The organism is Thalassotalea sp. HSM 43 (assembly GCF_004752005.1).
GTDB lineage: Bacteria > Pseudomonadota > Gammaproteobacteria > Enterobacterales > Alteromonadaceae > Thalassotalea_A.
The window spans coordinates 1,510,663-1,522,554 of record NZ_CP038493.1; the positions used below are offsets into that span (position 1 = coordinate 1,510,663).

9 protein-coding genes are annotated in these 11,892 nt (G+C 44.0%); 3 read left to right on the plus strand and 6 right to left on the minus strand.

Going from position 1 to position 11,892, the window contains the following annotated elements; genetic code table 11:
* Positions 1-22: 22 nt before the first annotated feature.
* The 6 genes from E2K93_RS06455 to E2K93_RS06480 all read right to left on the minus strand — a co-directional run bounded on the left by E2K93_RS06455 (position 23) and on the right by E2K93_RS06480 (position 7,439).
* Positions 23-1,777, minus strand: coding sequence for a hypothetical protein (locus E2K93_RS06455; protein WP_135438306.1), 1,755 nt, complete (start codon positions 1,775-1,777; stop codon positions 23-25).
* Between the two features lie 820 nt (positions 1,778-2,597).
* Positions 2,598-3,998: a S8 family peptidase gene (locus E2K93_RS06460; protein ID WP_135438307.1), complete on the minus strand. Its 1,401-nt coding sequence runs from the start codon at positions 3,996-3,998 to the stop codon at positions 2,598-2,600.
* A 312-nt stretch (positions 3,999-4,310) separates the two neighbouring features.
* Positions 4,311-4,751 carry an aconitase X swivel domain-containing protein gene (locus E2K93_RS06465; protein WP_135438308.1) on the minus strand — a complete coding sequence of 147 codons (441 nt, stop codon included), beginning with the start codon at positions 4,749-4,751 and terminating at the stop codon, positions 4,311-4,313.
* Positions 4,751-5,926 (minus strand): aconitase X catalytic domain-containing protein, encoded by a 1,176-nt coding sequence (locus E2K93_RS06470; protein ID WP_135438309.1) that lies wholly within the window; start codon positions 5,924-5,926, stop codon positions 4,751-4,753. The genes E2K93_RS06465 and E2K93_RS06470 overlap by 1 nt, the downstream gene beginning before the upstream one ends.
* The gene (locus E2K93_RS06475; protein ID WP_135438310.1) at positions 5,917-6,222 is read right to left on the minus strand and encodes an immunity protein Imm33 domain-containing protein; all 306 of its coding nucleotides are present in this window, start codon (positions 6,220-6,222) and stop codon (positions 5,917-5,919) included. The genes E2K93_RS06470 and E2K93_RS06475 overlap by 10 nt, the downstream gene beginning before the upstream one ends.
* Before the next feature lie 2 nt (positions 6,223-6,224).
* Positions 6,225-7,439 (minus strand): alanine racemase, encoded by a 1,215-nt coding sequence (locus E2K93_RS06480; protein ID WP_135438311.1) that lies wholly within the window; start codon positions 7,437-7,439, stop codon positions 6,225-6,227.
* 277 nt (positions 7,440-7,716) lie between these two features.
* Between E2K93_RS06480 and E2K93_RS06485 the strand changes: the two genes are divergently transcribed.
* The 3 genes from E2K93_RS06485 to E2K93_RS06495 are packed head-to-tail and all read left to right on the plus strand — an operon-like array spanning position 7,717 to position 11,829.
* Complete coding sequence (locus E2K93_RS06485; RefSeq protein WP_135438312.1) at positions 7,717-9,243, plus strand: pyridoxal phosphate-dependent decarboxylase family protein; 1,527 nt, start codon at positions 7,717-7,719, stop codon at positions 9,241-9,243.
* 15 nt (positions 9,244-9,258) lie between these two features.
* Positions 9,259-10,500, plus strand: a complete 1,242-nt coding sequence (locus tag E2K93_RS06490; RefSeq protein WP_135438313.1) for an MFS transporter — start codon at positions 9,259-9,261, stop codon at positions 10,498-10,500.
* A 9-nt stretch (positions 10,501-10,509) separates the two neighbouring features.
* Positions 10,510-11,829, plus strand: coding sequence for an aminotransferase (locus E2K93_RS06495; protein ID WP_135438314.1), 1,320 nt, complete (start codon positions 10,510-10,512; stop codon positions 11,827-11,829).
* Positions 11,830-11,892 lie beyond the last annotated feature (63 nt).

An 11,892-nucleotide genomic window follows, 5' to 3' on the forward strand; every position in this document is an offset into this window, starting at 1 on the left:
AGTCTAGCCCTTGGTAATCACACTAATTCAAACCATTAGCAGTAGCGCTGAGCATAGTATCCTCTTTGGATAATACTGATCCGCTTATTTGGATCTCAGCATGCTTCCATGCGGCCTCAAATCGACGTTCCACACTCTTTGCTTCTTCAGTTTTACCTTGCAAAATTAACGCTTCTGAAAGTCCGCGAAGGGCCCAGCCATTTTCTACCATTATCTCTAGGTCTCGTTGATAGGTTGCCTCCGCGGCGGCAAATTCACCGGCATCAATTTGTGCAGCACCCAATGCATGTCTCACCGGAAAGTACCACTCTGGTGGTTCCGTATAGGGCAACGAATCTTCCATCTCTACAGCTGTCTTGTATACGGATATTGCAGTTTGCAGATCCCCTGCGTTTTCAGCAATCGAGGCTGTTAACACCGTCTCAGCAATTTCCAAAAGAATTGGTGCACCCTCGCGATTAAAAAAACGAAGTGTTTGAATGTCCGGCATACTTCGCAGGTCAGCTAATTTTGCTAGTTCTTGTTTTGCCATTACTTTATCATTCATCCCAACAAACGCTTGTCCTCTTGCGTAGTGCCAAATTCCGCGAGCGTAAAGTAAATCCTCTGCGGGTTCAACTGTGTCGAGGATCCCTTGCCAATCAGCAAATCTAACTTTTGCATACAATGGCTGCGAATAATAATGTTGTGCTACCGCCATGCCTGGGGCACGAAGCAATTCTTCAGTTAAAGCAGCGGCTGTGCCATCAGCTAATTCATAGGCTTTGCTTTTCCAACCACTAATGGCGGCTGTAACCCAACCAAAGTGCCAATTGTGCGGAATGTAACCAGCGAGATATATTGGACTATTCGATCTACAATTCTGAATAAACTCATCATCTGCTGCTGTAGCCAACATGTTATTCAAAGTCGCGTCATGGTAACGCCCTACTCTCATATATATATGAGCAGGCATATGAACTAGATGCCCAGCTGCTGGGGCAAGTTTTGCGAGCGTATCTGCATAGGGTTCTGCACGCTCTGGGCTTGTCGATTGCTCCACCGCATGAATATATAAGTGAATCGCGCCAATATGATTTTTATCCAGCGCTAAAGCAGTTTCTATTGTATCGGTAATTTCTTTGGTCCAAGGTCGTGTTATACCTTCTGCATCCCAATAATCCCAAGGGTGTACATCCATCATCGACTCGGCTGCAAGCGCAGCAATATGGGCATCTTTCGGAAAGGCGTTCATTACTGAGCGCATGCCATCTGCGTATGCTTCATTGAGTGAGTTTCTATCGTCCGGCTCTACTTCTAAATAGCGTAGCTGCAGCGCTTCGATGAGCATTTTTTCCTTGGCACTCACGTTTGCACTCAGTTCTTTAGCCTTTTTAGCCAAAGCAAAAGCGCCAGGAGCATTGGAGGCTGCCATATCAGCATTCACATTTGGCCCTAATACTAACGCACTGCCCCAATAACACATGGCACATTCTGGGTCGTAGATAGATGCTTCGTTGAACGCAAAATCAGCTGCTGCGTGATTAAACGCATAAGATAATGCAAGTCCTTGATTAAAATACTGTTGTGAAACCGGAGATTTGGTTGTAATCGGAAAGTTCACATCACCTAAACCACTAAACAATGGTTGACGCCAATTGTCTTCAGCAAGTTCTAAATCTGTTTTCTTTTCTGCAACGTTTTCAATACCATTGCTGTCAACACTACTATCACAGCCGACCAACACAATTAGCGCGAAAAACGCCAGTTTCAATCGGAATTCAAATAATATTCGCATAATTTTAGTCCTTTTATATTTGAGTCATCTTTCGCATCAAGCTGCTAACATTTGCGAATCCATAACTCGCTTACTTAGTCGAAATGTTATGAATACAATCGGAATTATTGCCCCACCCCAACTGTTCAATTATTGACCAGACATCTATTAATGTAAATATTAATGACTCTAAACTTCATTGGGTACCTAACAATTTAATAGTGCGCGATTTGCGCATTTTCCTGAATATAGGGGAAACTTGTTTCAGTTGTATGTTTGTACAGTTTCTATTGAAAATAATTATTTGAAATGTAAATTCTTGGTTTTAAGGGGACTATCGATACTTCTCAGTAACATGACTCGAATAATTTAGTAGAAAATATATGGGAAAAAATTTTAAATTAATTTCCGCTTTGCGTATAGACAAGTAATAAAAACGAAATAGTAAAACTTCCGCTATCGTATCATTGCTGTCTTAATCGCTAAGTCTCTCAAGGTCTGCTTCTGGCACAAAGCGGAAATAATTAGTTTCAAGTGATCTGACCCCTTGAAGCACGTATTGGCAATCACCGTCTATAACGAGCAACTCATTTTCGAGAAAATGCTAACCTTCGCGTTTATCTGGAGCGCCTTGGTAATCTATAGCATCGACTCATTAAAAAAACGCCGTCAACGCAAGCGTCAAGCCCACAGTTAAGGTGACACACGGTTAGGTCATACCCTGTGTTATCTAGCTCATTCAATCGCATATCGGTACGCTGAGTTAGCGATTTAATGTATTTATTCTGGCATAAAAAAAGCTCCTGTTTAAAGGAGCTTTTTACTATGTAGAAATCGGATGCTAGTGAGGTGAGACAACACGGCCAGCACCGTGAACGTCATCATTGCCTGGCTTACCAAGATCGTCCGCTAAACGACGCATTTCTTTCTCAACGTCATTTGGCGACATATCACCACCATTTGCACTGATGATAAGAGCTGCAACACCAGCGGCGTGAGGCGATGCCATTGACGTACCGACAGACCAGTACCATGAACCATTACCGCCGGTGCTAAACACGAAGTCAAACACATAACAAGGACGGGTAATAAAACCAACAGTACAATCATCAAAACCACCTGGCATAAACGCACTGCTGTAATCGCCGCCTGGAGCAGAGAAATCAACCAATGATTGACCATAGTTGGTGTAAATCGCTTTGTGATCCAAGTTGGTGTATGAATCCATTGCCCACATCATAGGGCCTGTTGCCGAGATGCTTAATACCGCAGGAAGCTCTGCCGGTAGTGCAATCAACGAGTCAGCATGGTCATAATCAACACCATCATTACCCGCGGCAGCAATTAAGATAACACCGTTGTTACGAGCGTATTTTGCCGCTTTGCCGTATGCGTTCTTAAATTGGGCAATACCGTCTTTACCACCTGGTGCAAAACGGATGTCATCACTGATGTCTTCTGGCGTGCCTTCAACATCGTAATAACCATTTTTACGGATACTCAAACCCAAACTCATGTTAATAACATCAACATCGTTTTGCGCTGCGTAAACCATTGCCGCCATGGTGCCATAACTGTCACCTGAGCCAGTGTATGCTGATAATACTTTTAAAATCACCAATTCAGCTTCCGGTGCAACACCTATGGTACCAAAACCATTATCAGCGGCAGCGATCGTACCTGCAACGTGGGTACCGTGGTTACCGACTTCACCGGCGTAATCAAACCAGTCTTCATCGGCAATAAATGAACGGCTAAGGCTGTAATTGATATTCGGTGATAAATCTGGGTGAGACGCGTCAGCGCCAGAATCTAGAACCGCAACTCGTACGCCTTGACCTCGGTGACCCGCTGCCCAAGCTTGTTGAGCCGACACCGCATCATGCCCCCATTGCAAACCGAAAAAGAAGTCATCTTCTTGTTGTTGCATATCCATCGCTTCATTAGACGTTAAGGTCATATCCGCCACAGGCAAAGACGAGGTGTCCATCTTTGGTACAAAGGTAGATACATTTGGCACCAAACCTAAATCCGCATCCATTGCTTGTTGGTGTGTATCAAACGAGACCTTACAAACACCAATTTCTGCTAAACAATCAACAACCTGACCACCTTTGGCGGCGACTTGTTTTTCAACCTTGTTGGCATCGAAGTGTTTGTTGGTAGAGTATAGGTAAGAGCCTGCAATAGACGGTGTAGACACAGCCGCTAGCATAGCTATCGAGATAATCTTAGTTTTCATTTTAACTTCCCTAATATTGTTATTTTCAACGGATAATGAATCACCATTACTGAATCAATTAGACCCATTAATTCAGTACCTTACGGTGTTCGTTGAGTTTTATTTTTTACCAAATTAAGATCTCATACTGCCGAGATATTACTTTTGCAAAGATATTGGTATAACAAATAAAGTGAAGAGAAGTGAAAAATTGATTAAATATTGCACAAAAATCCTAACCGGTATTTCGTAACATGGTATTTACAAACGCAATAACGAATGACATAGCTTATAACCAAAAGATTAATCGTGTTGTGATGCAAATAGACAGAGTTAATCATCTATTAAGATGGTGCCGCAGGATTTAACCGTTACCATCTGTTGATTATGTATTTTATCGAATAACTTGTCGTCATCGACTTCAATGATGGCGATGGACTTGTGATACCAGACATCTGCTAACACCACGCCTGACACCAATAATGAATCGGCATGTTGCACAATGATTGCCGCCGGTGCTCTATCAAAACTGACTAAATCCAACAACACTAAACCGGTATGTGTCGAGCCAATACAACTTGGGAATACCAGCACTTTGCCGGCAATATTTTGTTTAAACAGTTCATGATGCGCATCACGAACTTCCGCCCGTTTGCTTGGCAACATATTCGGTACTTTACACATAGACGCGGTAAAGTTGATGGGCTGTTCGGTCACCAGCGCTGGTGCGCGAGCTTGTCCAGGGACGATAGCTTTGCCTTGAATTTTTTGCATTACTGCTCCACCACGCCACACGCCGCCAGCACATCATGCAGATCACCGTAGCGTGTACCTTCCAAATAGTAATAAAGCTTACCCGACGGGGTTAACACCTCTTTATTACCGATGCTAATACGCAAACTCAATCCGGCCAATGGACAATGCTCTAATACCTCAACACCAGCGTCGATTACTTGTTGATATAATTCACTTTGCTCAAACTCTCTAAGTGCTTGCGGAATCAAATGGAACAAAGTGCGTTTTTTAACTTTTTTGCCGACAAAGTACGGCGCGATTTCCATGGTTTCTTGCAAGGTCATTTGCGGACAACCGAAAGCAATGATTTTTGCATCCTGTTGAATCTCCTTAGCACTGCGCACTTGCGTTAAATCATCTTGGCTGATGGTCACGCTTTGTTCAGGCTGCTGACCGGCAAACGCGGTTTGCTCATCACTCGCTTCAGGGGTTAAACCAATGACATGAAATAAGCTAACACCGCCGCTTGAAGCCATGGCAGCGCCCATGTTTTTTAATTGATCATCAGTAAACGGGTAGTAATCGAGTACCGGTACCTTATCGACGGCAATTTTGCCGATTAGAAACCCTAACGCCGGCGCGTCCATAACGTCAATATCAAGGTTTATCTTTACCTGTCCACGGCGATTTTCATCCAATAAGTAACCAAACTCAGGCGTTAAACCAGTCACCGCCTGACAAATATCGACCATAATCGAATTGCGATTTGAACGTGCGCCAATCACCGAGTTTGCATAGATAATCGCCGAGCTTTCAGCCCAACCAAGAACATCACCAAATTCGGGAATGTTGTCATAGCGATAACAAACACAAGAGTAATTGGCGATGATGCCTAAGGCTTCTAACTGTTGTTCATGCCATTGCTGTGATTTAAAGATCAATCGATTTTGCGGTGTATAGTCATAGCCCGGCCGTGGATTTAATGTGGTAGGGACTTTGACTTTAATGCCAGCGCTAACCAACTGCGAAATGATTTCATAGTACGCGGTGTAAAAGAATATTTTAAAACTTCCGGTTAAATGTGCGCTTTTAATTGGCACCAAACGGGGCGCATTAAATGCTTTACCATAATTCACTAGAGTAAGCAGACACTTAGCCATTTCAGGGCCTTCACTGCCATCAAGAATCGCCTGTTGTTGTTCTGTTAGCTGCATTGTTGCTGCTCATTTACGTAGGGTTGCCATTGGCCATGCTTAAATTCAAAACAACTCCCGACCGGTAAATCGAGTTGAAACTGCGCACATCGCGTTAAGTTATTTGCTAGATGGCCAAGTTGTTCAATATCAAGCATTAAGATGTTGCTGGGTTTGGCTAAAAACTCACCGGTTTCTTCGCTGGTAAATACCCGCCAGCCACTGTCTTGATTAGAAAAGGGCTTTTCACGATACGCAAGTCGCGCAACATTGTCATTGCTGACCAATTTCGATATCAAAAAAAATTGTTGGCTCATTATCAATCCTCGTTACGCTGTCGTTGCATGCGTCCCGGCAAAGGCTTGGCTTTGTGTTGTGACATAATCGACCAACGGTGCTGTAAACGTACTTGCTCATTCTTACGACGTAACAGCAAAATATCGCCAAACTGCAACAATACCGCTTCACTTTGGCTTGGCCTAAAAAAGACAAAATCATCAACGTCAATTGGCTGCTTGCTATCGACCATCATAAATTGTTGATTTGAGCTCAAGCCATATAAGTAATTGCGCATCAGGTTTGGATACACCGCTTTAGCCAGCCAGCGACCACCGTACAAAAACAACGTATCTTTGTATTTTTCCGTCCACTGACAATACTTGTCAGGCACAAAAGGAATGCTGATGCCTTTTAATCGCTTTAACACCTGAGTAGCAATAAAACAGGCACATTGATACTGGCGCAGTCCGGCCAAATCAAAGTCTGTCGGTTTCAAAAAAATCGAACCCACCGATATTTCATTGGTACACGATTGTTGGTGCATGGCATGAGTGGTACTGCCGCCGCCGTTGAATATCAGCTCTTCACCATTGAGCAGCAAGGCATCAATAAATTGTTGGTATCGTTGTTCTGTTTGAGCGAATGCTTTTTCTACAGACATAAACGGTCGAGGCGCTTTTACCACATGCGCGTCATACCCCATCAAGGCGGTGAGTTTGACGTGCTTCTTATTTTGATTCACAAACGCCTGCAATTGTTGCAGTTGCTCAGGTTCACCAAGACCGCCACGATGCATGCCTACATCAATTTCGATGGCAATTTTAAAGCACACATTGTACTTACGGCCTAACATCAATAGCTGATCAAGGCGCTGCTTACTGTCTATCAACCATTGGATTTGCGCCAGCTTTGGCAACTGCTCATGTTGCGCCAAGTATTTAATGATGTGCTCGACACTATTACTTGGTAATGGCTTACCCATCAAGATATCGGCATTTTCAAAAGCGTCGAGAATTTCCAACACAAATGGGGTGTGAAAACACATAAAGCGGCGACAATCGAGTTGTTCACCCAAATACGCTAACAAATCGAGACATGGTAATGACTTAACCACCAATCGCAAATCTTTGCCGTAAGTGGCCGCACGTACTTTTTCAACATTAGCATCAAGGACATCCAAATCAATGAACAAACTTGGGCTATTTACCGCCGCCACTTTCAGACATTTTTCATACTGCTGATATTGATTACTCATATCCACTCTTCTCTGACCAACAACATATTATTGGCTCACCCGTTAAATATCAGACTATACTTTATTGTACATATATACAATTTAAGATTGACTTGTCTCGAACAATAGTTCAATTTACTTTGAAACAGCATAGCCTTCTTACTTATAACAGACGAGCTTTTTGTTGAAGCAAAAAGTTATAAAGATTGGGCTTGTGTACAAATTCATATTCGGTCACTATGCGCCAATCATCGCTGTTAACATTTTATTAACATAGTGGAAATTTACGGAGTTTTAAATGAAGTTTCCAGAACAAGGTCAAGACACAGGAACAGTACTCACTAAATTAGAGTTAATGAAGAGTGAAGACCTGCCTTGGGAAGAAGGCAAAGTATTCGCCTATGTATATGATGCTGGCCCACAAGCGATGAAGCTTATAAAAGACTCATTTAGTCTGTTTTTAACCGAAAATGGTCTTGACCCAACGGCGTTTCCAAGCGCCATGCAACTGGAGAAAGAAGTCATCGGTATGGCCATTGATTTGATCAATGGTGGCGATAAAGCTGAGGGCAGTTTTACCTCCGGTGGTACTGAATCAATTATATTAGCGGTCAAATCGGCGCGAGACTTTGCCAAAGCAGAACGCAACATTAGCGAACCGGAATTGCTATTACCGGAAACCGCTCACCCAGCCTTCACTAAGGCCTGTCAGTACCTAAAAATTAAGCCGGTCGTGGTTAAAGTTAATGAACAAAACTTTCAAGCCATTGGCAGCGAAATGGAACAAGCAATTAACGATAACACCATCATGATGGTGGCATCGGCACCGGGTTACGGCCATGGTGTTATTGATCCCATTAGTGAGTTAGGTCAGATCGCTCTCAAGCACGACATTCTATTTCACGTCGACAGCTGCGTTGGCGGTATGTACTTACCGTTTGCTAAACAATTAGGCTTCGACATTCCCGATTTTGATTTATCGGTGCCCGGAGTGACATCAATTTCCATGGATTTTCATAAGTGGGGATATGCGGCAAAAGGTGCGTCAGCGGTGATCTACAAAGACGGTGCCAAGATGCGCAGCTATCAAATTTTTGCTTGGTCAGGCTGGACCGGTTACTCGGTGATAAATCCAACGGTGATGTCAACCAAATCCGCCGGACCGATCGCTGCGTGTTGGGCAATTCTCAACCATATGGGCAAGCAAGGTTACTTAGATTTGGTGCAAAAGAGCCAAACCGCTGCCAACAAAATCATGGACGCCATTACCAACGACATTGAACCACTGCGACTTATGGGTGAGCCAAAAGCAAACTTATTTGCCATTACATCCGACACGGTCGATATATTCGCGCTAGCCGATGAAATGAAAACTCGAGGTTGGTACATTCAACCCCAATTTGGTTACTCATCATCTAAGGGCAACGTACACCTGTCGGTAGGCGCGCATAATGCAGATAAAGCCGATGAATTTATTAGCGATCTAAAAATGATGACAGCCAAGCTGGTGGCCGAACAAAAAGGCCCATCAATGCAACAGTTACCCGATGACATCGCCGAACTGGTGGCTAACCCTGATGAAAGATTACTGGAAAAGCTCAGTGAACTTCTTGGCTCAGACGGCACCAACTTACCGGAGCGTATGGATGCGGTAAATAACGTGCTTAACCTGATGGAGCCAAAGCTTAGAGACAAACTGCTGGCCGACTTTCTTAACCAACTGTATTCAAGCGCCGATAAGAGTGTATTTGAAGGAGTGAAAATTCCTAAGATTTATCGCCTTTACCGTTATTTCAAAAAACTGTTAGGCTACAGTGATAAATAATAACAAGACGTCATCATGCAATATTTGAAAGAAAACTATCGTTGGCGAATATGTCTGGTGCTGTTCGTCACCGTGTTGGTTGGTTTTTACGACCGCTTAAATATCACCTTTGCCATCCCCTTAATGGCGCAAGAATATGGCTGGAGCGATCAGCAAGTTCGCGATAACGGCTCTTTGCTAATGGGCATATTCTATTTGGGTTATGGCTTAGCCAATATCTTTTTAACCCCAATTGCCAGCCGTTTCGGCCCACGCAAAACCTTACTGGTGGTTATTGTGTTATGGAGCCTGTTTACTGCGCTGGGTGCGTGGGTAAGCCAATTTATGATGCTGCTCATCGCCACCCGAGTATTACTTGGCCTCAGTGAAGGTGTGCATTTTCCGATGATGGCGCAACTCACCAAAAACTGGTTCGCGTTGCATGAGCGTGCCAAGGCGAACAGCATATGGGTCAGTGGTATATTCGTCGCGGTATTAACCGCACCGCTGTTATTGGTGCCAATGATGGCCAATTTTGGCTGGCGTTCGGGCTTTGTCGTACTGGCGTTAATCGGCCTAGTGATCTCCTTACCTTTGGTTTACCTAACCATTCAAGACAAACCCGCGCAACATAACAAAGTCTCATCACAAGAACGGCAATACCTAGCCGACCATCATGATTACGAAGATGGACTCACCGATAATTCGCTGCTTTGGCAAGTCATGACCAAACCTGGCTTTTTGTTATTGATGGCGATAGGTATCTGCAACAATATTGTCGCGCTCGGCGTCTCAAGTTGGTTACCGACCTATTTTGCCACCGAAAAAGGCATCCCATTTAATGACATCGCTTGGTTGGTTGCCACCCCCTATGTATTTTCATTGTTCGGTATTGCGCTATGGTCTTACCTTGGCGACAAACACAATAAGCGCACCATAGTAGCCGGGGTTGGTTATTTTATGTGTGGCATCATGCTGTATTTGGCCTTAGACAGCGACACTATATGGCAAGTGGCGTTATTGTTTTCTGCTGCGGTATTTTTTATCTCGTCTTACAACGCCTGCGAATTTGCCATGGTACAACGGCTGTTACCGAAACATAAGGTTGCCACAGGCGCTGGTATTTATAACGGCTTAACCACCATGATTGGTGGTGGCTTAGGACCGGTCATTGTCTCGCCAATCATAGGCGATGGCGAAGGCACTTGGATTGTATCTGTGGTGTGTGCCATTAACGCCTTAATGCTCATCGCCGTTTATCGCACAGTTAAATATTAAGGTACAGCCATGACACGTATCATCTACCCACAAACCAACCCTAATGAAACCGAACAATTAATCATTAGCCGCGGCCAAGGTGCGTATGTTTATGATGATAAAGGCAAGCAATACATCGAAGGACTTGCTGGTTTATGGTCAACATCTTTGGGTTATGGCAACGAAGAGCTTATAGAGGTCGCCAATCAACAAATGCGCGAGATAGCCTATACGCCGATGTTTGCCGGAAAAAGCCATAACATAGGCATTGAGCTCGCTGAAACGCTCTCAGACATGCTACCGATGGACGATGCGCGGATATTTTTTGGTAACAGCGGCAGTGATGCCAATGACACCCATTTAAAATTATTACGATATTATTTTAATGTCATCGGCAAGCCAGAAAAGAAAAAGGTGATATCACGGCATCGTGCCTATCATGGTGTCACTATGGCCGCATCATGTTTAACCGGCTTACCGGCGTTTCATCAGCATTTTAATTTGCCCATTGACGAGCTCAACATCTTACACACCGATTGCCCACATTATTATCGCAATGGCTTGCCCGGTGAATCCGAAGCTCAATTTTGCCAACGCTTGGTCGATAATCTTGAGCAACTCATTTTAACCGAAGGCCCAGACACTATCGCCGCGTTTATCGCAGAACCCATAAATGGTGCCGGAGGTGTGGTGCTGCCACCACAAGGCTATTTTGATAAAGTGCAGGCCCTGCTAAACAAATATCAAATATTTTTTATCTGTGATGAAGTGATTACTGGTTTTGGCCGAACCGGTCATGATTTTGCCAGTCGCGCCTTTGACATTGATGCCGATATGATGACCTTGGCCAAAGCCTTATCCTCGTCATACTTACCTATCAGCGCCGCTGCCGTGAGCGCTAATATTCACGAAACAATTCGCGAGCCGGCCAACAAAGTTGGCGCATTTGCCCATGGATATACCTATTCTGGTCACCCTGTTTGTGCAGCAGTTGCATTAAAAACCTTGCAAATTTACGAACGTGATCAATTATTTATACATGCAGGACAATTAGGGTGCTATTTTCAACAACGCCTAAACGAGCTCATAAAATTTGAGTGTGTTGGCGAAATCCGCGGTATGGGATTAATCGCCGGGCTAGAAATTGTCAGTGATAAAGCGAACAAAACTGCTTGTGCAGAGCTCGCCGCTAACATCGCTGCCAGATGTCTTGAAAATGGTCTGATCCTGCGACAAGTATACGGTAATACGCTGGCTTTATGCCCGCCTTTGATCATCAACAAATCACAGGCGGATGAGATAGTCGATAAGTTAACGCTGTCAATTGAACAAACGTTAATTCATCGCTAACTGGCCAGCATGGTATAACGCTACCGTACAAAAATAATTGGTATCAGACATAAAGGAATTGTC

Coding starts and splice junctions, on each gene's coding strand:
- E2K93_RS06495 (WP_135438314.1), top strand. CDS start 10,510: ATGACACGTATCATCTACCCACAAACCAACCCTAATGAAACCGAACAA.
- E2K93_RS06455 (WP_135438306.1), bottom strand. CDS start 1,777: ATGCGAATATTATTTGAATTCCGATTGAAACTGGCGTTTTTCGCGCTA.
- E2K93_RS06460 (WP_135438307.1), bottom strand. CDS start 3,998: ATGAAAACTAAGATTATCTCGATAGCTATGCTAGCGGCTGTGTCTACA.
- E2K93_RS06480 (WP_135438311.1), bottom strand. CDS start 7,439: ATGAGTAATCAATATCAGCAGTATGAAAAATGTCTGAAAGTGGCGGCG.
- E2K93_RS06485 (WP_135438312.1), top strand. CDS start 7,717: ATGAAGTTTCCAGAACAAGGTCAAGACACAGGAACAGTACTCACTAAA.
- E2K93_RS06465 (WP_135438308.1), bottom strand. CDS start 4,751: ATGCAAAAAATTCAAGGCAAAGCTATCGTCCCTGGACAAGCTCGCGCA.
- E2K93_RS06470 (WP_135438309.1), bottom strand. CDS start 5,926: ATGCAGCTAACAGAACAACAACAGGCGATTCTTGATGGCAGTGAAGGC.
- E2K93_RS06475 (WP_135438310.1), bottom strand. CDS start 6,222: ATGAGCCAACAATTTTTTTTGATATCGAAATTGGTCAGCAATGACAAT.
- E2K93_RS06490 (WP_135438313.1), top strand. CDS start 9,259: ATGCAATATTTGAAAGAAAACTATCGTTGGCGAATATGTCTGGTGCTG.